This is a genomic window from Streptomyces sp. AK08-02 (assembly GCF_033795085.1).
Lineage (GTDB): Bacteria > Actinomycetota > Actinomycetes > Streptomycetales > Streptomycetaceae > Streptomyces > Streptomyces echiniscabiei.
Genome location: NZ_JARAZV010000026.1, coordinates 105,963 through 129,263, shown reverse-complemented (window position 1 = coordinate 129,263; position 23,301 = coordinate 105,963). Strand labels below are relative to the sequence as shown.

The following is a 23,301-nucleotide window of genomic DNA, read 5'->3' as shown; positions in this document are numbered from 1 at the left end:
CTGCGGAGGATCCTGGCAAGCACCGAGCTGCCCATGGAGCCGGAAGACTTTCTGGACGTCCTCTGGCTCGCAGCACGCGTCCCGTCCGGCCCGGCGGCGCCCCTGACCCGCTATGCCAGGAGCACAACGGACCCGCAGGCACCGAGCACCGCCCCCGCCCTGTCAGACACTCTCTCGGAGCCGGGCCCACAAGACCTCCCCAGGGCAGGGGCTGATCAGCTGACAGCGCAAGCAGAGGCCGCCCAACAACCCCACCTCGCAGTGCTCTCCGGCCCCGCCGCCGGAACACCGACCGGGGCCCTGCGGACCCCAGGTGACCGGGCCCTCGGCCGGACCCTGCCGCTCGGCAGAGCGCTGCGTCCTCTGAAGCGGCGCGTCCCGAGCCGACAGCACAGCGAGGTCGACGAAGTGGCGACGGCCGACCTTCAGGCCGACACCCGCAGTCCGCAGCTTGCGCTGCGTGCCCAGCCGGAGCGATGGCTTCGGCTAACCCTGATCATCGACGGCGGCATGTCCATGCTCCTGTGGGAGCGCCAGTGCGCCGAACTCAAGGGGCTCCTCGAACGCAGTGGAGCCTTCCGCCAGGTGGAGATCCACCAGATCCGCTACACCACCGAGGAGGCCGGAGTCAGACTAGGGCGCCCGTGGAACACCACCATGGCGACCCGACCGACCGAGTGCGTCACGGACGCCTCCGGACGCACCATGGTGCTGGTGGTGACCGACGGCGCGGCGGCCGCCTGGCGCGACGGACGGATCCGACCCGTACTCGAAGGATGGGCCCGCAACGGTCCCACCGCCGTGATCCACACCCTCCCCCGTCGACTGTGGGCGGGCTCCGGCGTACGGGCGGACACCTGGCAGGTCACCTCGCCCCGCCCGGGCGTGCCGAACAGCGCCTGGACAGTGACGGACCAGGTACTCCCCCCGAGTGTCGCCCCGCCTCCGCCCGTTCCCGTCCCCGTACTGGACCTCACCCCGACCGGCTTCTCGACCTGGGCCGCCGTGAACACCATGGTCGGGCGCCCCATGCCGGTACGCCTGTGGTCACCCCACCGGCCCCAGACACCTGCTGGCAAGCCCAGCCGCGTCTCCGTCCGGGACTTCGGCCGCGCTGCCTCGCCCGAAGCGGTGCGCCTGGCCGCGCATCTGGCGGCCATGGCTCCCGTCACCGTGCCCGTGATGCAACTCGTCCACTCCTGCCTCCACCAGCGGCAGGGGGCCGCACCGCTGGCCGAGGTCCTCCTGGGCGGACTGATGCAACCCCTTCTGCCATCCGGGGACGCGCAGTTCACCGGCCGCCACCAATTGTTCGACTTCACAGCCGAAGCAAAGGATCTGCTGCTCGACGCCGTCCCCACCACCGAACTCCTTGACTGCGGCCGATGGGTGGGAGAGCGCATCGAGTCCCTGATCGGCCACTCCTCGGACTTCCCCGCGTGGCCCCTGGGCCCGGACGACCAAGTGACCGCCACACCGTTCGCCTACCTCGGGCCCGCGTTGCAGGCACGCCTGGGACTCCCGAACGCCGAAGCCCACGACGCTGCCTCCGACAGAGCTGTGCTGTCCCCGACCACCGGGGAACTCTCCGCCGAGCCTGCGTTCGCATGGGTGTCGAACGACGGACTGGACGAATCCCTGGACTTGCTGTCCGAAGAACTAGGCATCGCCACACTCTCCGGCGAAGCGGATATTCCTCGCTGGGATTCCGTCGTGAATCTGGTGGACACGGTCGCGGAGCGCCGCGGCGAGCCGCCCGCCGACGTGAGACCCCGTCTGCGTGCGCAGTATGTGGAATCGCTGCTGCACCTGTGCCCTTCGGAGGTCCAAGCCGCTTTCGCCCGAGTGGGCAGCACCCCACAGGACACGGACCTTCTGCTTCTCCACTTGCTTCTCTACGTCCACGCCCGGTCTGACGGCTCGCGAATGACGGAGACGGAGATTGCCGAGGATCTTTCGCAATTCCTTGACGGGCGAGGACTCCACCTAGACCGTGAACGTCGGCTCGGCCCGGAGGACACACGTCGGTTCGACCTGCTCTGGCGCATCGACGGCCGGTACTGCCCAGTGGAGTTCAAACGGACCGGAACGCCCTTCTCTTGGAAGGCTGCTTTCACACAGACCGAGCACCATCTGGGGTTGTCGGGTGATTCCTTTGTCGCAGGTTTCGTTGTGGCCGTGGACGACGACGAGAAGCCTGCCGGGCCAGCCCCGCTCGAGGAATGCGTCATCGGCTACGCGCCGCCGTCCCATCCCAACAGGATGATCACTGGTCTGCGTTTCCAAAATGGTGCGGCGCCAGCGATCCGCAGGGTATGTATCGCCGTCGACACCGTGGGGTTCGCGGCGATGACCGCGGCTTCACGACAGTCATGGCACGAGAATCTCGATGGTGCTCTTCGCCATGCGATACAAGCGGCGGGGGTCGAGCCTGACGCGTGCGTCCGCCACGACCAAGGCGATGGCGTCCTCATCCTCCTGCCCCCGGGGGCAGACGAAGCAAGGGCTGTACCTGGATTCGCCGAGGGCCTCGCCCAAGCGCTTCGGCACGCCCTTGAACAGGGGCACACCATGCGCCTGAGAGTCGCGATGGACTCAGGAGCCGTCGTTACGGGGAGGTACGGTTTTGCTGGGGAGAGCGTGGAGCGTGTCAATCGGCTCGTCGGCTCAGATGCGCTGCGCGAGCCGCAATCCGAGTGCGCACTCCTCGTCTCCGAGACCCTCTATGAGGAAGTGCCAGCCTTCCACGGACGCTTCCAACGTGTGAACGTGAGAAGCAAGAACCTTCAGGCCTGGGCTTGGCTGCTGTCTAGCCTGCCCGAACACTTCCGCCTCTCGGAACCCTTTGCCCCGTCCCCCTCGAACGCCGTCATGGCAGACGAAGCCTTGTCAGCGGGAGGCCATAACCTGGCTAAACGGGAACCGCAGAAGGGCACCTCCATGAACGCCAGTTACTACCGGAGCCAGCTGGACAGGAAGAACAAGGCTCGCGCTGACGCGGAGAAGAAGGTCGGCGAGTTCCGCAAGAAGGAAGCCGACAAGCGCGCGAAGGCCACAAAGGAGCGATCGGCCGCCGCCAAGGCGAGCAGCCAGAGCACCGTCAACAGCAAGCTGCGTGCTGCCCAGCGGTACGAGAACGAGGCCAACAAGGCGGGCCAGGACGCCAGCACGTGGAGCGCCAAGGTGGGCAAGCTCTCCAAAGAGGCAGCTGACCTGTCGGCCAAGCTGGCGAAAGCGGAACAGGCCGAGCGGGCGGCCGCGGAGAAGGCTCGCCAGCGTGAACAGCAGAAGACGCAGCGGCGTGCCGCAGCTGAGCAGCAGAAGATCGAGAGCCGCCTGACGGCGACGGAGGGCGAGGTGCGCATGGTGATGAGGGAACTGCGGGCCCCGAAGCCGGAGAAACTGCGGGTGCTGCTGCTGGCGGCCGCCTCCGCCGGTGATCTGCGAGTCGGCCAGGAGCAGCAGAGGATTCGTGCGGCCGTGCAGAGTGCCACCCATCGAGACCTTGTCGACCTGGATCTCCACCCGGCCGCGACGGCGGACGTCTTCCTGGACGCGCTGACCAGGTTCCGTCCCCACGTCGTGCACTTCTCCGGTCACAGCACGCAGGACCTGATCGCATTCGAGAAAGGCGAGGACGGCTTCCACGAAGGTGCCATCGTCAGCGCCGGCGCCTTCGCCCGGGCCATCGCCGCCGTGGACGACAAGCCGCTGCTGGTCCTGCTCAACTCCTGCCACTCTGCGGCCCAGACCGGGAAGCTGGTCGACACCGTGCCCTTCGCCATCGGCATGTCCGACACCATCGGCGACGTCGACGCCATCACCTATGCCGCCCGGTTCTACGCCGCCGTCGCCGACGGCCAGTCCGTCCAGGCCGCCCACCTGCTCAGCCGGGCGGCCATCGAAATGAACGGCCTGCTCGACCGCGACCTGCCGACCCTGGCCTGTGCTGCGGACGTCGACCCCAGCGCTACGAAGCTGGTGACGCCGCCTCCGGAGTAGGACGTGGTTGAAGCACGGCATCGCGTTGCGCGGGCCCGGACCAGTTGGTCTGGGCCCGCGCAACTCCTCCAGAAACCCGGTGCGTCCCCCGGACGCCATCGCCCACCTCGACATACGACGACGCGACCGCCTCGGCGGCACCTCCACGAGTACCAGCATGCGGCCTGACCTGCACGGACGAGAATCTCGGCACGGACAGGGCGGGGGCCAAGAAAGTCCCGTGACTGCCGCGGGCGTTGCCCTCGCACCTTGTCTTTGGCGTTCCCATGCCTCGCCCGCGGCGTTCAGGCTGGGATGGCGTCCCGTGTGATGGTGTAGGCGATCACCATGCGGGTGTGCGCGGGCGGATGCCCGGGGCGTGCATCCGGTAACGGTCTCCGCTCCCTGCGCACAAGGCAGGCCACCGTGCAAATCTCCCTGGTGAACGGCCAGTTCAACCCGGGAGGTGCCCGATGGCCTTGTCCCGGTCTGACCTACAACGCCTGCTGGAGTCACTACGCACGGCGGACGGAATCAAGCTCGTCCGCAACGGCGCCGAGCGCATGCTGCAGGAGCTGATCGAGGCCGAACTCAGCGGCCGGATCAGCGCCCAGTGGAACGAGCGCACCGAGGACCGCACCGCCTTCCGCAACGGCCATCGGGAGAAGACCCTGGCCACCCAGGCCGGCGATCTGGACCTGGCCATCCCGAAGCTGCGCAGCGGCAGCTTCTTCCCCAGCCTGCTGGAACGGCGCCGCCGCATCGACCAGGCTCTGTACGCGGTCATCATGGAGGCGTACGTGCACAGGGTGTCCACCCGCTCGGTCGACGACCTGGTCAAAGCGCTCGGCGCGGATAGCGGCATCTCCAAGAGCGAGGTCTCACGGATCTGCGGTGACCTGGACGAACAGCTCACCATCTTCCGCGGCCGGCCGCTGGACCACAGCCGCTTCCCCTACCTCTACCTCGACGCGACCTACTGCAAGGTCCGCGTGAACCATCGGATCGCCTCCCAGGCCGTGGTCATCGCCACCGGCATCAGCGAGGACGGCGGCCGTGAGGTGCTCGGTGTGATGGTCGGTGACAGCGAGACCGAAGCATTCTGGAGCAAGTTCCTGCGCTCCCTGCGCGAACGCGGCCTGGGCGGGGTCCGCCTGGTCATCTCCGACAGCCACAGCGGTCTGGTGGCCGCGATCCGCAAGGTCATGCTCGGCGCCGCCTGGCAGCGCTGTCGTGTCCATTTCCTGAGGAATGTGTTCTCCGTGATCCCGAAGGGATCCGGGGAAATGGTCGCGGCGACCATCCGCACCATCTTCATCCAGCCCTGCCCTTGCCGAAAATCTCATCCGGGCTGGTGAGCGACCGGGGCGCGCACTGCGGCCAGTGCCTTGTTGAACAGTTTGGCCGCGGGTCAGGGGCCGGTTCCCCGCGACCACGAACGCCGGAAAGCGGCTGTACCTGCTTCGTCACGGCGGCAAGGAGTGGCTGGACGAAGATCGACACAGTCGCATCGCCGTGGAGACCCGCATGGGCCACGAGGTCGCCGGCGTGGATGGTCTCCACTCGCACGTTGCCCTGGCCATGGAGCAGGAGATTGCCGATTCGCTGCAAAGCAGGTGGCTGCGCCATTCGTGGTCGGCGAGGGAGGGCACTGGAAAGGCGCCATCTCCCACTGCTCTACCATTCGATCTTGAAAAATGGTGGAAACCAGCAGGTCAAAGCCGCTCAGGACACGTCGACATAGTTTCGTTCATGAAGTTCATCTCACACAAGAGCTTCATGCCGTTCGTCTACTACCGCGTCGCCCTCGGCATCGTCATCATCGCGCTGGTCACGACGGGGGCGCTGAGCCCGCACGCGGCGGAGTCCGGGTCCTGATCCCGGGCCACACATGTAGCACCATCCAGCATTTCCCGGCTGGCGGGACGCGCTCCCCCTAGGGTGTGTGCGTCCGCAAAGCCGGGATGACACGGAAGGGCCCGCACGGCCTGCCGTACGGGCCCTTCCGCACAGAGAGCAGAGCGGGTCGGCTGAGGTTCATGTCCGGCCCGGGCCGCGACCCTCGCCACGCGGAAACACAGCCGCTCATCCACCGTGTCCCAGGCATCGCCGGCGGGCGCATCCGCGTCCTGGGCGCGATGGCGCACCCGACCGCCTCCTGGACTGCGCAGCCCGCCAGGAACCTCGTCATGGATCTCCAGGACGCCGGCTGCCGGGCCCGCTACGTGATCCGGGACCGGAACGGGAAGTTCCCCGAACTGCTCGACACGATCCTCGCCGACACGGGAATCGAGGTCACGCTCGGCGGCACATGCCGATGAGGGCACGCGAAGGCCCTCCCGGTGATCACTTGACCGAGGTGTCCCGGGAGGGTCTCCTGACTGACGTCAAGGAGTCGGCGGCAACCCCGACATCCGCGGTGCCCTCATTTTCCGGAAGATCAACAACTGTTTAACCGACAAAGAGCCTATGTGTCCGCCACGGGAGACAAGATCGACGGGCGGCTGTCCATGGACGGTCCAACCCCCCACTCCCAGCGGAGACTTGCATGCACAACAGAACAACGGGCGCAGCCGGTAAGCGAGTTGCCCTCACCGGGGCGCTCCTGCTGAGCGTTCTCACCTTGGGCGTCACCCCCACGGTGGCCGCCACCGACACAGCCGACGCCCCCTTCCCCGCACCGACCGGCAACGCGAGCACCGCCCCCGGCGCTGCGCAGCGTGTCATCGTGCTGCTGCGCGACCAGCACCCGGAGTTGTCACCCAGAACGAACACCGCGCGACGCGACAGGGCGGTGACCGGCGATCAGGCACCGGTCCTGTCGCTGCTGAAGGACAACGGCGCCACGCACGTCACCCGGATGAGTCTGCTCAACGCCGTCGCCGCGACGCTGAAGCCTTCGGCGATATCTCGCATACGCGCGAACGGGCAGGTGGCCGCCGTCGTGCCCGACCTGCCGATACGGCGGCCACAGCTGCACAGGACCGCGGGCACCGGCGCGGCCGGCTCCCCGACCGGTACGACCGCCACCGCCTGCCCCAAGGACCCGAACCACCCGGTCGTCGAGCCGGAGGGGCTGTCGCTGACGAAGACCGACGCCGCCCAGAAGCTGGCCACCGGCAAGGGCGTGAAGGTCGCCTTCATGGCCGACGGGATCGACGTCGACAACCCGGAGTTCGTCCGCCCCGACGGCAGCCATGTGATCACCGACTTCCAGGACTTCGTCGGCCCGGGCACGAACGAGACCACCGACGGCGCGGAGGCCTTCGGCGACGCCAGTGCCCTCGCCGCCCAGGGCAGCCGGACGTACGACATGGCGCAGCAACTGCCCTTCACCACCAAGGTGCCCAAGGGCTGCACCTTCCGTATCCGCGGCTTCGCGCCGGACGCGGAGCTGATGAGCCTGAAGATCTTCGGCGAGAAGACCGCCGCCTACACCTCCGGTTTCGTCCAGGCCATCCAGTACGCCGTCGAGCACCACGCCGACGTGCTCAGTCAGTCCTTCGGCGCCAACTACTACCCGGACGCCGCCACCGACCCGATCCGGCTGGCCGACCGGGCGGCCGTCTCCGCCGGGACCACGGTCGTGGTCTCCAGCGGGGACTCCGGTGTCTCCGGCACCATGGGCTCCCCGGCCAGCGACCCCCAGGTGATCGGCGTCGGCGCCTCCACCTCGGTGCGGCTGATGGCCCGGGGGTACGGATACCCGGGCTGGGCCAGCGACAACATCGCCGCGCTCTCCTCCGGCGGCACCGCGCCCGGCAACAAGCTGGTCGACATGGTGGCGCCGGGTGCGTACGACATGGCCGCCTGCACCCCAGGCCCGCGCTGGACGGGCTGCTCGCAGCAGACCCAGATATTCGGCGGCACCAGCCAGTCGGCGCCCTTCGTGGCGGGCGCGGCGGCCGACGTCATCCAGGCGTACGAGGGCACCCACGACGGGTCCCGCCCGGCCCCCGGCCTGGTCAAGCGGCTCCTCACCGGCACGGCCACCGACCTGGGCGTCCCCTCCGACGAGCAGGGCGCCGGACTGCTGAACACCGACACCGCCGTCCGGGCGGCCCGGGCTCTCGACACGACCGGCGGGAGGGCGGACAGCACATCCCTCGTCCCCTCGGCCGCCCAGCTGGACCTCACCGGCCGCCCGGGCACCGCCCACAGCACCACCGTGACCCTGACCAACACCGCGAACCGGCCGCAGAAGGTCACCATGACCTCCCGCACCGCCGGCTCGACGACGTTCCGCTCCGCGCGCACCGTCACCGTCGCCGCGCCCCTGGGCGACACTCCGCAGGGCCGGCTCGCCGTCAAGCCGTTCACCGTCCGGGTGCCGAAGGGCACCCCCTTCATGGACGTGACCACGGCCTGGCCAGGCACGGACAAGTCGGGCTTCCTCATTCCGGTCGTGTTCGACCCGAAGGGCCGGCTGGTCCAGGTCGGCTACGACTACGGGGGCGGCGGTCACAGCAACCACCAGTACGTCGACGTGCGCGACCCGGCTCCCGGGAACTGGACCGTCAAGGTGCTGTGGAGCTTCGGCATGGACGGTCTGCAGTGGGCGAACATGGATCCCGGCAGCTACCGCGGCCCTCTGCACATCCAGGTCACCGGCCACCGCTGGACCTCGGCGGGCGTACCTGGACAGACCAGGACGGTTCCGGCGGGCGGTACGGCCGTCTTCCCCGTGACCGTGCCGATTCCGCGCCCGGCGGGTGACACCCCGTTCTCCCTGCAGTTCGCCTCGGACACCGGGACACGGCTGTCGCTGCCGGTGGCCCGGCGCACGCTGGTCCCGGTCGACCCCGCGCCGGGTCACAGCACCTCGTTCACCACCCGCATCACCGGCGGTGTCGGCCGCGATGTCGGCCAGACCGACGGCTACCACCTCGACGTCCCGGCGAACCGACGCAACCTGACGGTCGACCTCACCGCGCAGGACGCCGGCACCGAACTCGACTACTACCTGATCAGCCCTCAGCAGCAGGTCCTCGCCCGCGACGTCAACCGGACCGGCGACAAGGGGACGACCCCGACGAAGTACGCGAGCCTGACCGTCGACCGGCCCGCCCCCGGACGCTGGACGCTGATCGTGTCCGTACCGGACGCCGTCAGCGGAAAGGAGATCAGCCAGCAGGTCACCGGCAGGGTCCGTCTCGACGCCGTGACCGCCACCGCCCCGGGCCTTCCGAACAGCCCGGCATTCGTCATCAGGCAGGGCAGCGAGCTCAAGGTCGCGGTGCGGGTGCCCAACCCGGGGCCGGCGAACCGGTCCTACTTCCTCGACCCGCGCCTGGCCGGCCCGGCCGACGTCGTCCTCCCGGAGGTCGACGGCAGGACCACCGTCCCGGTGAACGGCGACGAGCCGTCCTGGTGGGTCCCCACCCACACCACGGCCCTGCGGGCCACGGTCACCGCGGACATTCCCGTGGACGCGTCGATCCTGCCCTGGACCGCTGCGCCCGAGGTCCTGGGCGTACCCGGTCCCGACGGATCGGTGACGGCCACGGCCACCGCCGACCAACTGGCCGCGGGGAGCTGGTACGTGGGCGTGTCCGCACCCGGCCCGTTCAAGGACACCGCCGCACCCAAGGGCACCGCCAAGGTGACCGTGACCGCCACCACCCAGCCCGTCGACCCCGCGGCGCAGGCGTCGACCGGCCAGTTCTGGGACTACAGCGCGGAGGAACACTCGCTCCCCGTCGCCGCCGGCAGGACGGGCACGATGACCCTCACCCTCGCCCCGACGGCACCCGTCGGCACGGTCGTCCACGGGATCCTCTACGTGGACACCGAAACCGCGACGGGTGCGGCGAACGGCTCCGAGATCACCGGAATCCCGTACACCTACACCGTGGGCTGACACCATCGCCGGGCCGACCGCTCCGTGGTCGGCCCGGCCTTTCTGCCCCCGTCGACGAATGCAGGGTCCCCCCGTCCCGCCCAGAACGGTGGCGCTCCCTCCCCTACGGCTCCGTGCCCCGCTGGTGTCGGCTGTCCGGGCCGAACCCGTGGCTCTCGGCCCGGACGGTGTCGGTCAGCAGCGATCGGTCAGACCCGGGCCCACTTCTGGTTGGCTGCGCCGCCGCAGTCCCAGATCTGGATCTTGGTGCCGTTGGCGGTCGCGCCGCCGATGACGTCGAGGCACTTACCGGACTGGACGGCCGTGACGGTGCCGTCGGTATTGAGGCGGAACTGCTGGTTGGACTGGCCGTTGCAGTCCCAGATGTTCACGGCGGTGCCGTTGGCGGTGGCGGCGCCGACGACGTCCAGGCACTTGGCGCCGCCGTAGATCCGCAGCTCGCCCGCGCCGGTGCTGGTGAACTGTTGGTTGGTCGCGCTGTTGCAGTCCCAGATCTCGGCGAGGGTTCCGTTGGCCTGGGAACCGCCGGTGATGTCCAGGCAGCGGCCGGAGCCCTGGCCCTTCAGTGAGTAGGTGCTGTTGCCGGGCGGCGTCCCGCCGCCGGAGATCACGTACATCGCGGCGCCGTGGGCGGGGACGGAGGCGCTGATGGAGCCGCTGGTCGTGCTGGTGGTGTGCGCCCACAGGTCGCGTACCGAGTAACTGGACGCCGCGCCGAGGCCGATCTGCGTGGCGGAAGTGGAGACCGTGGCCGTGCCGCCGCCGCGGTTGAGGAGCACCACCGCGACCGAGCCGTTGGCCATCGGCTTGGTCCACACCTCGGTGTTGCCGTTGTCGACGATGCGGTTGCCCTGCCGGCCGCCCCAGTCCTGGTTGACCCCGATGACCTCGGTGTTGGTCAGGATCGACTTGGTGGCGGCGCTCATGGTCCGCAGGTCGTTGCCCGCGATCAGAGGCGCGTTCAGCAGCGCCCAGAGACTGAAGTGGGCTCGGGACTCGGTGTCGGACAGGCCGTTACCCACCTCCAGCATGTCCGGGTCGTTCCAGGCACCGGGCCGGGAGAGGCCCGCCCAGCCGGGCTGGGCGTCCAGGATGCCCATCACGGAGTTCCAGTTGGCCTGGATGTCGCCGGTGTTGCGCCAGGAGTTGCCGGTGGCGGGGCCCCAGTTGCCGACCTGGTCGTTGCCCCAGTTGCAGAGGGCGAACAGGATGGGGCGGCCTGCCCTGGCGAGTGCGTCACGCATGGCGGTGTAGCGATCCTGGCCGCTGCGGCCCTGGTGGTCACCGCAGTTGTCGTACTTGAGATAGTCGATACCCCAGGACGCCCACAGGTTGGTGTCACGCTGCTCGTTGCCGAGGCTGGCGGGGTAACCGGCGCAGGTGGTCAGGCCGGCCGACGAGTAGATGCCGAGCTTCAGCCCCTTGCCGTGCACGTAGTCGGCGACTGCCTTCATGCCGTTGGGGAACTTGGCGGGGTCCGGGACCAGGTTTCCGTTGGCGTCACGGTTCCGTGTCGACCAGCAGTCGTCGATGTTGACGTACTGGTAGCCGGCTGCGGCCATGCCGCTGGAGACCATCGCGTCGGCGGTCTCCCGGATCAGACGGTCACTCACGTTGCAGCCGAAGCTGTTCCAGTCGTTCCAGCCCAACTGCGGGGTACGGGCAAGGCCGTTGTCGAGCGCCAGGGCCTGGGGGGCGGCCAAGAGAGCGATAGGTACCGCGGCGGCGACCAGAGCCGCCGACAGCACCGCGCGGATGAGCCTGAGCATGGGTTTCTCCTCGATCGGTCGTGCGTGTCCGAGGGCGTCGAGCGTGGGCCCGAGCCCGTTGTGCGCCAGTGGCCGATGTCGTGTCCGATGCAGCTGTTGTCTGCGCTGACCAGCAGGTTGAAGCTGACCAGCAGGTTGAACTGGACGCTTGGCATCCAAGGGCCACCGCGTCGCTTCGGCGCGGCAGGTCTGTCGGTGGCCCTGTGTCCAGCCGTTGAGGCAGAGGGTGCGGGAAGAGCCGGAGAGGTCTGTCAGGGCCGTTGCGAGGGCCGGCGCCTCGTGCCGTTCGCGATGTGCTCGGATGGAATATGCCCGGGTCTGCCATCGGCGCTGCGGACGCTGCCGGTCACCGGTCACCGGGACGCGGCCGAGGCCGGTCGACGCGGCGAGTGACGTACCGAGCATCCCGCGTCTGACAGCCACACGACGGTGCGAGGACCATGCCCAGGTCTGCGCGAGCCCACTGGAGTACGGCGATGCCGTCCCCCTCCGGCCCGCCGGGTGCCCGGGCCGCAGGGGTGCCGTCATCGTGCCAAGTACCGCGCGTTGAGCGACACTTCGGTCTCCGTCCCGGATCGGGTTCAGTCCTCGTTATCGGACGGTCCAGCGCTGGTTGGACCCGCCGTTGCAGTTCTCCAGGACGGTCTGGGTGCCGTTCCCGGTACCGCCACTGTTCGTGTCCAGGCACAGACCGGATCCGGCGCTGGTGATGGTGCCGTTGGCGTTGCCGTTCCAGCGCTGGTTCTGCCCGCCATGACAGTCCCAGACGATGACCCGGGTGCCGGGGGAGGTCCCCGACGCCTCGGCGTCCAGGCACTTGTTGCCGTACACCCGCACTTCCCCGGTGTCGGTGCGCGCCCACTTCTGACCGGGCCGGTCCGCGCAGTCCCACAGCTGAACCTGGGCGCCGTTGGTCTGTGACGAGTTCGCCACGTCCAGGCAGCGAGCGGAGCCGGCGCCGACGATCTGCCCACCGCTCGGCGGCGGAGTGGTCGAGCCGCCTGGCGGCACGTAGGGGCACCTGGTCTGGGAACGGGAAACCCCACTGCTGTCCGCGAGCGACGGGCACAGGAACTGGGTGTAGCGGGTGTCGTTGTCGAGGAAGATCTTTAGCCAGGGAATCGTACGGCGCGTCACGTTGGAGTTCCCCCAGGTGGGGAAGCCGTGGCCGCCGCTGGTGAGCTCGATGTAGGCGCTCTGCGTTGCGGCCGGCATGCCGCCGTAGAGCCCGTTGAGGTAGGACGGGGTGACCGTGCCGTCGTCCCGTGCACCCATGATCATCGTGGGAACGCGCAGGCTGGACAGGTTCTGTGACGGGGAGAAGGGCGCGAGCGGCACGGCCGCCTTCAGCGACGGCCGGCGTTCGGCGGCGCTGATGGCGCCGCCGCCGCCCATGGAGTGGCCGAGCACGCCCAGCCGGTTGGGATCGACGCGGTCGCGCACCGGGCTTCTCTGGGTGAGGTAGTCCAGCGCGGCGAGCAGTTGGGTGCCGCGGGCGGTGTCGAAGTCGTTGGGGCTGTTGGTGTCGATACCGATGACGACGAACCCGAAGGACGCGAGCCATGGCCCCATCCACGCGCCTTCGGCAGACCATCGGGCGGTGTAACCGGGCACCGCCGCGACCGCACCCCACGTGCCCGGAGAGGTGTCCGTCGGGTAGTAGATCTTCCCGCCGTTGAAGCCGTTGCCGGGCGGCACGGTCACCTCCGCGCTCGTGAACGTGCCCCGCTGGGCCGCGACGCTGCTCACCGTGGGAGCCGGGCCCCGCTCGTACGGGTTGGCCGCGGCCGACGGCGACTGCGCCGATGCCGGCTGGATCGCCACCAGCGCGGTGATCAGGCCGGTCACGGCCGCGCCCACGGCCGCCTTCAACGTGACAGACCTGCTCCTCCTGCGGGATCTCGTCGGGCGGGCGGGGGCGTCGCCGGACGCCGGGACGGCGGTGATGCTCGAGTTCATCGTCCTGTTCCTCCATGTTCTGTGGGGGGTTGGAGCTGCTCGCCAAGGAGTGCATATAAGGCCGGATTAGCTCGATCGTGTGATCGTTCGCGTGCGGGCTTGTGGTGGTCTGGGCTGTTCGGGCTAACGTGATCGTGCGACCTGGGACACCGGGTACGGCGCCAGCGTGCGGGGCCCCTGCTCCACCAGAGGATGGTTCAGGGCCTCCCCGCCGCCCCCTGGCCGTACCCAACTGCCCAGGCCGCATAGGGAACTGGCCTCCCGGGCCCGGACCACGCACACGATGCGTGTCGCCACCCGGGGTCGAGTACGCCGGGGACCAGCTCGCCCAAGACCGTTCGGGGCGCGCGGCTGAACGGACTCACTCCCGCTCAGTCCACAGGAACGGTACGGGAGTCACGCCGAATGTGCGGCCGGCCGCACATGGCCGGCGGATGGCCTGCGCATGACACATCGGGGCAGGGTTGCGTCAGTGGTGGTGCCGGGGAACGGCCTCGCGGTCGGTGGCCATGGCGCCAGCGGTGAAGACCGCGGCCTCCTTGGCGGTGGCGACGATGCCGTTCGTTCCGTCGAAGAGGCGCCGGCCCCAACTGGTGAGCTGGTCGGGGTCGAAGCCGGTGACCAGGTCCAGGTACTGCACGTCGCTGCTGTTGCCGCTCCACGACCAGCCCAGGTATCCGAGGCGGAGGCGCTGGGCGGCGGCCGGGATGGCGTCCTCGTCCGGGTTGCCGTCGGAGTGGTTGTGGCCGAACTCCCCGACCACGATGGGGAGTTTCACCGTCACGAAACGGTTCAGGTAGTCGTTGACCTTCGCGGCCGTGTTGAAGACGCCGTACATGTGGACCGAGAACACCGTGTTGCGGTCCGGGTCGGCGGCGAACACCGACGCGGCGTTGTCGCGCATAGTGAACGCCCGGTCCTGGCCCCAGTTGGGGGCGTCCACCATCAGCGTGTGGTTGAACCCGGCGCTCCGCAGCTTCTGGACGGCGGCCTTGGTGTCAGCCGTCCACCTCGTGTAGTTGCTGTTTCCGTACGGCTCATTGCCGATGTTGACGATGACGTATCTCTCCTGGCCGGTCAGGACAGCCTTGAGGCTGATCCAGTAGTCGGCGGCGCGGGACAGGGTCGTCGCGCCGCTCTGCTCGCCGTAGCCCGTGGTGTCGTGGACTTCCAGGACACAGATGAGCCGGTTCCGCTTGCACTGGGCGACGACGTCGGCCACGTCGGCGGCGCTGTTACGAGTCCAGCGGTCACCGCCGGCGAGGACGACACGGACTGTGTTGGCGCCCTTGGCCTTGATGTGGGCCAGGGAGTTGATCCGGTTCGGATACCAGGTGTGGGCGTGGTTGACGCCCCGCATCACGAAGTCGTTGCCCGACGCCTCCAGCAGTCGGCCGTTCTGAACGCGGAAGCCGGTGGGCGCGGCCTGGGCCGGGGTGGCGAGACCGGGCAGGGGGACGAGGAGACCCAGAAGTGCTGCAAGGACTGCGGCCGTTCGTGGGGTGGTTCGCGTGCGGAATCTCATGGCGGCGGCTCCAGGAGGGGGGTCCGTGTGCTCAGGAGAAGATGGCTCGTGCCGTGCGGCTGACGGCGGCGGTGCGGGTGACGGTCGTGACGGGGGCACGGACGTGCTGCTCGTCGTCCGCTCGCCCTGGGGGATGCCCTTTCGGGAGGCGACGTCCCCGACGTCCGGGCAGGCGGAACCGGCTGCCCGGCACACCCTTCAGAGGAGAGCGGCGAGGGTGGGATACCAGCGGGCGGCGATCTTCGTGTTGCCGGGGGCGGACGGGTGCACCCCGTCGTAGGTGTCGCCCGAGGTGTTGAAGCCCGTCCACTGGTCGACCACGGTCACCGGGGAGCGGCTTGTGCTCGTCGCGCGGGCCCAGCCGGGGATCCGCGCGTTCAGGTCGACCACTCGCCGGGCACAGCCCGTGCAGTTGGTGGGGTTCATCGGAATGATCTGTGCGACGAGGATCTTCATGTTCGGGTTCGACGCCCGCATCTGTGCAACCAGCCTGGTGTAGGCGGTGAGGATGCGGTCGGGCGCGATGCTGCTCCAGACGTCGTTCGTGCCGAGATGCATGACAACGATGTCGGGACGTGTCGCCGAGAGACGGGCGGGAAGCAGGTTCTGGTTCGCCACGTTGGTCACGAGCTCACCGCCGTGGCCCTCGTTGTCGCCGTCGAACGCCTGGGGGCAGCCCTGCTGGCTGAGGGTGCCGACGAAATCGATGTTCGAGTGACCGGCATTGCGCAGTTGGTTCCACAGCAGCGCCCGCCAGCAGCCGGGTGAGCCGGTGATCGAGTCCCCCAGCGGCATGATGCGTACGGGGGCAACCGCGGGGGTGGCAGCGACCGCGGGTGCGAGGGTCACGCCGAGGGCGAGCAGGAGCAGGGTCAGAAGAATCCGGAAGAACGGTAAGGGCGGGGTGCTGCGCATGCCAGTCCCTTCCTGCGCGAGCGTTCTGAGAGAGGTGGTCCAGTGACTGCACGCCTCGCCGCCGACGTGGTGCCCGCGACGTCGGCGCGCCTGGTTCGTGCCCGCCACTGGTCAGGTGCGCGGGGTTCAGGCAGTGCGGACGCCAGGGCGGGGCGAGGTGGGCATGTTGTTCCCGTAGAAGTACCCAGGGTGCAGGGCTGGTTGTCGGCGGTGTTCTGCCGGGCCTGCGCGGTACTGGGTGTCATGGAGCGGCGTGGTGATGCGCGGGCCGGTCAGTGCGACGGTGGTGACGCTGCCGGCCGGTCGGCCTCCGCGGACCGGATCGTGGATCTTCGCGGTGGTGGCCTGATGCCGAGGCATGCGTCGATCACTGGGGTCTCCGATGCGTGGGGGTGCCGAGTGAACCGGGGCCCTTGCGGGCCGCAAGGTGGTCCTTCACTCAGGCGGGCATGGGAACGCTCCCACGGAGCGTAGGAAGCCCCTGACGCGCCGTCAAGGATTCTGTCGAGACTTGGTGTTCGACCATGCCCGAATTCGCGTGACCCACAGTTCGGGGTGCCGCGCGGCGGACCTGCTGCGCGCGGACCCGCCCCGGCGGCAATCCCGGCGTCGTGCCGAGGTGGACGCGGATCAGCCGGCACTCCTCATTTTTCGGTGCGGGTCAGGGCCTGCTTATCAACTCCTGGGCCTTGCAGAGTCGGTGTCGGCCGGTGGCACTCCCTCGCCATCGGCCCTCAGCAGGCGGTCCCGGTCACCCATCCCCCCTTCGGTGACTCGGGACCGCCCTTTCACCATGGCCCCCGGTATCGACCGGGTGTGGCTGGATGGCCGGGTCAGGATCAGCGCGCAGGACACCGTCGCTCCCGATCCGCACGGCGGGGTCGCGCAGATCGGTGCCCCGACGGCCTGAAAGGCGGGCTACGACGGCAAGGGCGTCGGTCACCCGCCTCGAAGCGTTCCAGACCCCGGTTTGGCGACGGCACGTCCATGAACCGGCATGTGGTGGGCGCGCCGTCGGTGGGTGTACGTCAAGTGAGTTGTCGAACGTGATTCGACGACCGTCGTGATGGGAGTTGCTGCGCGAAACGTTGACGCGCGAGGCGTTCGATTCTACGTTCCCGTTCGAAGTTGTGACCGGCATTCGTGATACCGAACGCATCGAATTGGCCCGGGCAGGCTGGACGCTCGGCAGCCGAACACGTCCCAACAGGTCGGAGGGTCCGCGTGAGCCGCACGTCCCGCAAAGTCGCCCGCAGAGCCCCCCGTAGAACCGCTCTCCTCGCCGTACCCGCGGCGATCCTGATCGCACTCGTCCCGAGCTCGGCGTCCGCGTATCCGAACCCGGGCCCCGTCACCGGCTCGGTCGTGGTCCACGACCCGACGATGATCCGCACATCGTCGGGCCAGTACCTGCTCTACGCCACCGGCGGGGGCATCGGCAGCCGCACCTCCACCGACCGCACCGCCTTCACCGGTGGCTCGGACGCCTTCTCCAGCCGGCCGAGTTGGTGGCGCGCCTACTCCTCCGTGCCGGAGGCCTGGGCGCCCGACATCTCGGACCACGGAGGCAAGTACCTGATGTACTACTCCGTCTCGTCCTTCGGCTCGCAGAACTCGGCCATCGGACTGGCCACGTCGACGACCGGCCGACCGGGCAGCTGGACCGACCAGGGCATCGTCTACACGTCGAGTTCGTCGAACGACTACAACGCCATCGACCCGAACCTCTTCGTCAACGACGACGGCAAGTGGTGGCTCTCCTTCGGGAGTTGGTGGACCGGGATCAAGATGATCCAGATCAACCCATCGACCGGGAAGCAGCTCTCGTCCAACACCGCCCGCTACTCGCTCGCCTCCCGTCCCACCGGCACCAAGGCCGTCGAGGCCCCGTACATCGTCAAACGCAACGGCTACTACTACCTGTTCGCCTCGTACGACACCTGCTGCGCGGGCGCCGGCTCCACGTACAAGGTCAAGGTGGGCCGGGCCACCAGCGTCACCGGCCCGTACTCCGACAGGAACGGCGTCGCCATGATGAACAACGGTGGTACGCCCGTGCTGGAGTCGCACGGCCGGTACGTCGGCCCCGGCGGACAGTCGATCATGAACGACGAGAGTGGCGACCTGATCGTCTACCACTACTACGACGGCCAGGCAGGCGGCACTCCGAAGCTCGGCATCAACCTTCTCGACTGGAGCAGCGGATGGCCCGTCGCCTACTGACCCTGGTGACGGCGCTCCTGCTCGCACTGTCCATGACCCGCTCCCCGGCGAGCGCCCGCTCCTTCACCAACCCGGTCTAGGCCCAGCAGGACATCGACCTCTGGATCTCGTCCCGCAACGGCAACTACTACCTGGTGACGACGAGTTGGACCGACGCCATCACCATCCGGAAGTCGCCGACACTTGCCGGTCTCTCGACCGCGCCGAGCGTCCAGGTGCGGACGGGCCACGCGGCCTCACGCTGCTCCAACATCTGGGCCGCCGGAGCTGCACTTCCTCAACGGCCACTGGAACCTCTAGCACGTCGCGGACCAGAACGTCTCCGACCACGTCCCCACCCAGCGCACCCACGTCCTGGAGAGCGCCGGCTCGGACCCGCTGGGCCCGTACACGTACAGGAACCAGCTGAACAGCGCCTGGATGCTCGACCCGAGCGTCGCGACCATCAACGGAAGCCTGTATCTGTTGGGCAGCGCGAGCGGCGGAACGCAGAACCTCATCGCCACGCGAATGTCCAACCCGTGCACGGTCAGCGGCTCCTTCTCGACGATCTCCACTCCCACATACGACTGGGAGCGCTCAGGCAGGACGGTCAACGAGGGCCCCGAGATACTCCAGCGGGGCAGCCGCACCTTCCTGATCTACTCGGCGAGCGGCTGCTGGACGCCCGACTACAAGCTCGGGCAACTGGAGTTGACCGGCTCCAACCCCCTGTCCGCCTCCTCCTGGACGAAGAGGTCCACGCCCGTCTTCCAGCGCAACGACGCGAACGGGCTCTACGGGCCGGGGCACAACGGCTTCTTCAACTCGCTGGACGGCACCGAGAGCCAGATCGTCCACCACGCCAACGACAGCGCGGGCGAAGGCTGCGACAACGGCCGGACGACGCGTGCGCGGAAGTTCACCTGGAACGCATCAATCAGGCCACCGGCGACGTCGCCGACTGCTCAACGGCCGACGGAGCAGACGTACGCCAGTGGTCGTGTGCGGCTTCCGCCGTAGTGGGGCGCGCTCAGGCCGGGTTGACGGGCTCACGCTCGGGGCGGGCCCGTTCCGTGAATCGGCGAGGCACCCAGTGACACGACGGGGCCGTAAGCGTGGATCGTTTCGGCCGTTCCCCCCTGGCATTCAACGGGACCGATCGCAGAGTGAAGTCCACCTGGAAAGCGGCACCGGTTTTGCGGCTGCCCCTTCGGGTTTCACTGCCCTTGCGCTCACACGCGCAGGAATCGGCCGGCCCGTCCCGTGCCGGGACCCTGGTCGCGCTTCGTCAGGTTCTGGATCTGCCGGTCGTCACGCGCGGTTGTCGCCGGGCCAACCGTTCGCCTGGAGAGCAGCCGCACGCTGGTCGAGCCTGCGCACCGCGATTGCCCCCCACTGAAGGCTCTCCCGTTCGAACGACATCCCGCGCAGCAGGGTGAGGTAGGGGCCGATGCGCTCGGCCTCGGCGAAGTAGGCCTCCTCGGAGCGTCCGTCGAGCAGGCGCTGCCGGAGCCGCTCATAGCGGGCCAGCTTGTCGGTTGCCCACTCCATGCGCTCGGTGACGGCCTTGCGGACCGCGTGGATGTCGCCCGCGTCCAGGCACTGCACCTTGACCATCAACTCGTCCCGGACTACCGCCGGCTTGTCCAAAGGTTCGGCCGTGTAGGCGTGTACGGCCTCACGCCCGGCCTCGGTCAGGGAGAACAGCCGCTTGTTGGGGCGGCGCTCCTGCTCGACGACGCGGGCCGTGACAAGCCCTTCGGCTTCCATGCGTTCCAGCTCCCGGTAGAGCTGCTGAGGTGTCGACATCCAGAAGTTGGCGACCGACGCGTCGAATCCCTTCGCGAGGTCGTACCCGGACGCCTCACCCTCCAGCAGCGCAGCCATCACCGCGTTCCGCAAAACCATGAACAGAACCTAGCAGCTCTGAGACTACTCAACTAGGTGACTTATGACGCTCCCGCCCCTGTGGACAAGGATTGACCACACATCTACTATCTAAGTAGATTATTCAAATAGTTGACTATGAAAGGCGGATCATGCACCCGTTCCGCGAAGCCATGAAGAGCGGTGACCTGGATGCCGTGGCCGACCTGCCGGCCGACGACGTCGTCTTCACCAGTCCGATCGCCTTCAAGCCGCACCCGAGCAAGGCGATGACCGCCGCGTTCCTGCGTCGCCGGCAAGAAGCTCCAGGGCTGCGACTTCCTGCACTTCGACGAGAACGGCGGGATCGAGGACCTCACAGTGATGGTGCCCCCGCTCTCCGCCACCCAGGCGCCGGCCGAGGCCATGGGCACCCAGTTCGAGCAGATCGCACGAGAGACCGCCGAACAGTGACCGCGAACGCACTGCACCTCAGTGACACAAGGACCGGGGACCATGCCACAAGCCTTTGACGCGGAAACCGGTCCGGACGGAAGCCCTCTTCCACGACATGGAACGCATCGGTCCGGCGGAGACCGCGAGAGGGACGCGCCTGCCCCCCGCAGGTGGCGGCGGCGGCCACTCGCGGTCTGTGTCGGCACTTTCACCCTTCTGGCGTGCGTCACGGCCTCAGTCGCCGCGGCCCACCATCGGACGGGGCAGCCGTTGCCCCCGCTCTGCCCGCCCTCGCAGGCCGCAGGCATTCACGAGTCGACGCCGACCCCCCAGCGGAGCCCTGTCGGCACCCCCGCGGCCAGCCCGTCCTGTGACGCGACGGTCCCCGACCGCGCCCCGGCCCCTACGCCCGAACCAGCGCCAGTACCAGTACCAGAGGCGGGCCCTCGCGGAGCCTGAGCATCCTGCCCACCGCGGTCTCCTCAGCCGTCCTCCGGAACCTGGCATCCCGACAAGGCAGCTTCTGTGCGTGTGGAGGGGGCATCCCACCGCCGTGGTCCCCTCACCAGAGGGACGTCATACCGCTCGACGACCTCTGGCAGGCGACTCCCCCACCGGGTCGGTGCTCCCTCCATGTCGTCGACTCGGTGCCGGCGAGCAGATACGTGCCGAGGCCGCCGAGCGCGACCACGGCTGTCACGCCGCCGACGCCGACGCCGACGAGGAACTTGCTGCGCTGTTTCGCGTACTCCTGGTGTCCATGGCGAGCATGCGGCTCTACCCATCGCTCGCGGGCCCGGGCGCGCGCCTCGGCCGAACTGTCAGGGCCGTCGGCTGACGCTGACTCCCGCCGGGCACGAGCTCGCCACGCTGCTGGAACCCGTGGTGCGCCACATCGACCGGGCGGTGGGCGAACTGGGCGGATCCGTGGATCCGCGGCACGGCCACGTGCGCTTCGGTTTCCTGAGGTCCATGGGCGACGAGGTCGTCCCCACGATGATCAGCGCCTTCGGCGCGCGGGAGCCGGAAATCGCGTTCACCGTCCTGAAGGAGGGCAGCAACGCGGACCTGGTGGCCGCACTGCGGGCCGGTGACGTCATGAAGCCCGAGTAGTCGCTACTCGACCAGGCTCTGGGTGCCGACCACCGAGATCAGGTCCAGCTTGTCGGCGGCCCGGGTGCCCGGCTCGGCCGAGTAGACGAGCATGTACAGGCCGCTCTCCTCCAGCCGGAGCAGGTCGCAGTCCAGCGTGAGCAGGCCCACCTGCGGATGCTCGATCGTCTTGTGCCAGGCCTCGAGCCGTCCCACGGCGCCCACGTCCCACAGCTCGGCAAACCGTTCACTGTTGGCACGCAACTCCGCGATCAGGCGCCGTAGTTGGCGGTCCGCCGGGTACCGGCACGCAGTCCTCCGCAGCTGGGAGACCGGGCCGACCTCGCAGGCACTCCGTTCCTCGGGCGAATGCCGCACCCTGGTCGGCACACCCATGAAGTTGCACCACGCGTCGTTGCGTTCCAGGTCACGCAGGCCGGACGGGTCGCCCATCAGCGCCGCGTACATCGGGTTGGCCAGCAGCAGCGTCATGGCCGCGTCGGAGACCGCGACGGGTGCGTCGACGAGAACGTCCAGCAGCCGCTGGACGTTGGGCGTGATATGCCCGGGCACCATGTCGGGACCGGGCGCGATCAGCCCCGCCAGCCCGAACAGGTAGGCCCGCTCGTCCCCCGACAGCCGCAGCCCACGGGCCAGCGCCCCGACGACCTGCCCGGAGGGGTTGGCCCCCGGCCCTGTTCGAGGCGGGTGACGTAGTCGACCGAGATCCCGGCCAGCAGGGCCAGCTCCTCGCGCCGCAGACCGGCCGCGCGCCGAAGGCCACCGGAAGGCAGGCCCGCCGCGTGCGGGGCAACCCGGTCGCGCCATCGCCGCAGCACCTGTCCGAGTTCCGTCGCCGTCATGGTCCCCAGTGAACACCGCCGGCCCCGCATGTGCCTGGTACTCGCAGTCCCAGGAAGAAGGGTCTCCCGGCTGATCGTGCCACCGCTCCGCAGTCTGGACGCATGACGACAACACTGATCACCGGAGCCAACAAGGGCCTCGGCCACGAGACCGCCCGTCAGCTCATCGCCGCAGGCCATACGGTCTACGTGGGTGCCCGCGACGCCGAGCGCGGACGCCGGGCCGCAGAGGAGCTGGGCGCGCGGTTCGTCCTCCTCGATGTCACCGACGACGCCACGGTCGAGGCCGCGGCCAAGACCGTCGAGGCCGACGGCGGCCTCGACGTACTCATCAACAACGCCGGAATCGCGAGCAGGGCCGACGCCCACAGTGTGCCCACCGCCGCGACCCTGACCGCCGACGAGATGCGGAACACCTTCGAGACGAACGTCTTCGGCGTCGTCCGCGTCACCCACGCCTTCCTGCCCCTGCTGCAGCGCTCGGCCGCACCGGTCGTGGTCAACATCAGCGGCGGCCTCGCCTCGCTGAGCAACCTCTCCGACCCAGGGCATCCCACGCACTTCTACCCGGGCGTCGCCTACCCGGCTTCCAAGACCGCGGTCAACATGCTCACCGTGCAGTACGCGAAGGCGTTCCCGGACATACGGATCAACTCCGTCGAGCCCGGCTTCATCAGGACGGACCTCAACGACAACACGGGCACGTACCCCGTCGAGCAGGGCGCCGAGATCATCGTCCGCATGGCGCAGATCGGTCCCGACGGCCCGACCGGGGGCTACTTCGACGCCGACGGTCCGCTGCCCTGGTGA

14 protein-coding genes and 5 pseudogenes are annotated in these 23,301 nt (G+C 68.8%); 10 read left to right on the top strand and 9 right to left on the bottom strand.

All coding sequences use genetic code 11. The features are described 5' to 3' along the window. Window positions 1–33: 33 nt before the first annotated feature. The 5 genes and pseudogenes from PV734_RS40985 (at window position 34) to PV734_RS40965 (ending at window position 9,841) form a co-directional block, all read left to right on the top strand. Window positions 34–4,002, top strand: a complete 3,969-nt coding sequence (locus tag PV734_RS40985) for an SAV_2336 N-terminal domain-related protein (RefSeq protein ID WP_267892907.1) — start codon at window positions 34–36, stop codon at window positions 4,000–4,002. Between the two features lie 452 nt (window positions 4,003–4,454). Further along, window positions 4,455–5,306 (top strand): annotated as a pseudogene (locus PV734_RS40980) (IS256 family transposase); the annotation flags it as partial. Window positions 5,307–5,721: 415 nt separating this feature from the next. Further along, window positions 5,722–5,859, top strand: a pseudogene (locus PV734_RS40975) (UDP pyrophosphate phosphatase); the annotation flags it as partial. 161 nt (window positions 5,860–6,020) lie between these two features. Further along, complete coding sequence (locus PV734_RS40970) at window positions 6,021–6,302, top strand: hypothetical protein (RefSeq protein ID WP_415924351.1); 282 nt, start codon at window positions 6,021–6,023, stop codon at window positions 6,300–6,302. A gap of 227 nt (window positions 6,303–6,529) precedes the next feature. Beyond that, entirely contained in the window at window positions 6,530–9,841 is a 3,312-nt protein-coding gene (locus tag PV734_RS40965) for a S8 family peptidase (protein ID WP_319294518.1), read from the top strand. 188 nt (window positions 9,842–10,029) lie between these two features. On the opposite strand, the gene PV734_RS40960 is transcribed toward PV734_RS40965, so the two are convergent. The 5 genes and pseudogenes from PV734_RS40960 to PV734_RS40940 all read right to left on the bottom strand — a co-directional run bounded on the left by PV734_RS40960 (window position 10,030) and on the right by PV734_RS40940 (window position 16,369). Continuing rightward, window positions 10,030–11,610: a glycoside hydrolase family 27 protein gene (locus PV734_RS40960; protein WP_319294516.1), complete on the bottom strand. Its 1,581-nt coding sequence runs from the start codon at window positions 11,608–11,610 to the stop codon at window positions 10,030–10,032. 591 nt (window positions 11,611–12,201) lie between these two features. Then, window positions 12,202–13,569: a ricin-type beta-trefoil lectin domain protein gene (locus tag PV734_RS40955; RefSeq protein WP_319098716.1), complete on the bottom strand. Its 1,368-nt coding sequence runs from the start codon at window positions 13,567–13,569 to the stop codon at window positions 12,202–12,204. 469 nt (window positions 13,570–14,038) lie between these two features. Further along, complete coding sequence (locus PV734_RS40950; RefSeq protein ID WP_415924350.1) at window positions 14,039–15,094, bottom strand: glycoside hydrolase family 5 protein; 1,056 nt, start codon at window positions 15,092–15,094, stop codon at window positions 14,039–14,041. 201 nt (window positions 15,095–15,295) lie between these two features. After that, window positions 15,296–16,009: pseudogene (locus tag PV734_RS40945) on the bottom strand (SGNH/GDSL hydrolase family protein); the annotation flags it as partial. Between the two features lie 126 nt (window positions 16,010–16,135). Next, window positions 16,136–16,369: a hypothetical protein gene (locus PV734_RS40940; protein WP_319294514.1), complete on the bottom strand. Its 234-nt coding sequence runs from the start codon at window positions 16,367–16,369 to the stop codon at window positions 16,136–16,138. Between the two features lie 864 nt (window positions 16,370–17,233). Here PV734_RS40940 and PV734_RS40935 point away from each other — a divergent pair. Beyond that, window positions 17,234–18,232: an arabinan endo-1,5-alpha-L-arabinosidase gene (locus tag PV734_RS40935; protein WP_319294512.1), complete on the top strand. Its 999-nt coding sequence runs from the start codon at window positions 17,234–17,236 to the stop codon at window positions 18,230–18,232. A gap of 127 nt (window positions 18,233–18,359) precedes the next feature. Here the strand turns inward: PV734_RS40935 and PV734_RS45975 are convergent, their stop codons facing one another. Beyond that, window positions 18,360–18,485: a hypothetical protein gene (locus tag PV734_RS45975; RefSeq protein ID WP_415924349.1), complete on the bottom strand. Its 126-nt coding sequence runs from the start codon at window positions 18,483–18,485 to the stop codon at window positions 18,360–18,362. A gap of 101 nt (window positions 18,486–18,586) precedes the next feature. Here PV734_RS45975 and PV734_RS45970 point away from each other — a divergent pair, with 101 nt between their 5' ends. Continuing rightward, window positions 18,587–19,234 carry a family 43 glycosylhydrolase gene (locus PV734_RS45970; RefSeq protein ID WP_415924352.1) on the top strand — a complete coding sequence of 216 codons (648 nt, stop codon included), beginning with the start codon at window positions 18,587–18,589 and terminating at the stop codon, window positions 19,232–19,234. 291 nt (window positions 19,235–19,525) lie between these two features. Here the strand turns inward: PV734_RS45970 and PV734_RS40925 are convergent, their stop codons facing one another. After that, window positions 19,526–20,122 carry a PadR family transcriptional regulator gene (locus tag PV734_RS40925; RefSeq protein ID WP_319098713.1) on the bottom strand — a complete coding sequence of 199 codons (597 nt, stop codon included), beginning with the start codon at window positions 20,120–20,122 and terminating at the stop codon, window positions 19,526–19,528. A 131-nt stretch (window positions 20,123–20,253) separates the two neighbouring features. Here PV734_RS40925 and PV734_RS40920 point away from each other — a divergent pair. Next, window positions 20,254–20,554: pseudogene (locus PV734_RS40920) on the top strand (nuclear transport factor 2 family protein). Between the two features lie 544 nt (window positions 20,555–21,098). On the opposite strand, the gene PV734_RS40915 reads toward PV734_RS40920, so the two are convergent. Further along, window positions 21,099–21,236, bottom strand: coding sequence for a hypothetical protein (locus PV734_RS40915; RefSeq protein ID WP_319098712.1), 138 nt, complete (start codon window positions 21,234–21,236; stop codon window positions 21,099–21,101). Window positions 21,237–21,418: 182 nt separating this feature from the next. Between PV734_RS40915 and PV734_RS40910 the strand changes: the two genes are divergently transcribed. Beyond that, a complete protein-coding gene (locus tag PV734_RS40910) occupies window positions 21,419–21,649 on the top strand; it encodes a hypothetical protein (protein WP_319098711.1) in 231 nt (76 codons plus the stop codon). 3 nt (window positions 21,650–21,652) lie between these two features. Here PV734_RS40910 and PV734_RS40905 read toward each other — a convergent pair. Continuing rightward, window positions 21,653–22,491 (bottom strand): annotated as a pseudogene (locus PV734_RS40905) (helix-turn-helix transcriptional regulator). A 102-nt stretch (window positions 22,492–22,593) separates the two neighbouring features. On the opposite strand from PV734_RS40905, the gene PV734_RS40900 reads away from it, so the two are divergent. After that, a complete protein-coding gene (locus PV734_RS40900; RefSeq protein WP_319098710.1) occupies window positions 22,594–23,301 on the top strand; it encodes an SDR family oxidoreductase in 708 nt (235 codons plus the stop codon).

Bases quoted from the DNA above. Each gene is read 5' to 3' on its own strand.
- PV734_RS40985 (WP_267892907.1), top strand. From the start codon at position 34: ATGGAGCCGGAAGACTTTCTGGACGTCCTCTGGCTCGCAGCACGCGTC.
- PV734_RS40970 (WP_415924351.1), top strand. From the start codon at position 6,021: ATGTCCGGCCCGGGCCGCGACCCTCGCCACGCGGAAACACAGCCGCTC.
- PV734_RS40965 (WP_319294518.1), top strand. From the start codon at position 6,530: ATGCACAACAGAACAACGGGCGCAGCCGGTAAGCGAGTTGCCCTCACC.
- PV734_RS40960 (WP_319294516.1), bottom strand. From the start codon at position 11,610: ATGCTCAGGCTCATCCGCGCGGTGCTGTCGGCGGCTCTGGTCGCCGCC.
- PV734_RS40955 (WP_319098716.1), bottom strand. From the start codon at position 13,569: ATGAACTCGAGCATCACCGCCGTCCCGGCGTCCGGCGACGCCCCCGCC.
- PV734_RS40950 (WP_415924350.1), bottom strand. From the start codon at position 15,094: ATGAGATTCCGCACGCGAACCACCCCACGAACGGCCGCAGTCCTTGCA.
- PV734_RS40940 (WP_319294514.1), bottom strand. From the start codon at position 16,369: ATGCCTCGGCATCAGGCCACCACCGCGAAGATCCACGATCCGGTCCGC.
- PV734_RS45975 (WP_415924349.1), bottom strand. From the start codon at position 18,485: ATGTTGGAGCAGCGTGAGGCCGCGTGGCCCGTCCGCACCTGGACGCTC.
- PV734_RS40925 (WP_319098713.1), bottom strand. From the start codon at position 20,122: ATGGTTTTGCGGAACGCGGTGATGGCTGCGCTGCTGGAGGGTGAGGCG.
- PV734_RS40900 (WP_319098710.1), top strand. From the start codon at position 22,594: ATGACGACAACACTGATCACCGGAGCCAACAAGGGCCTCGGCCACGAG.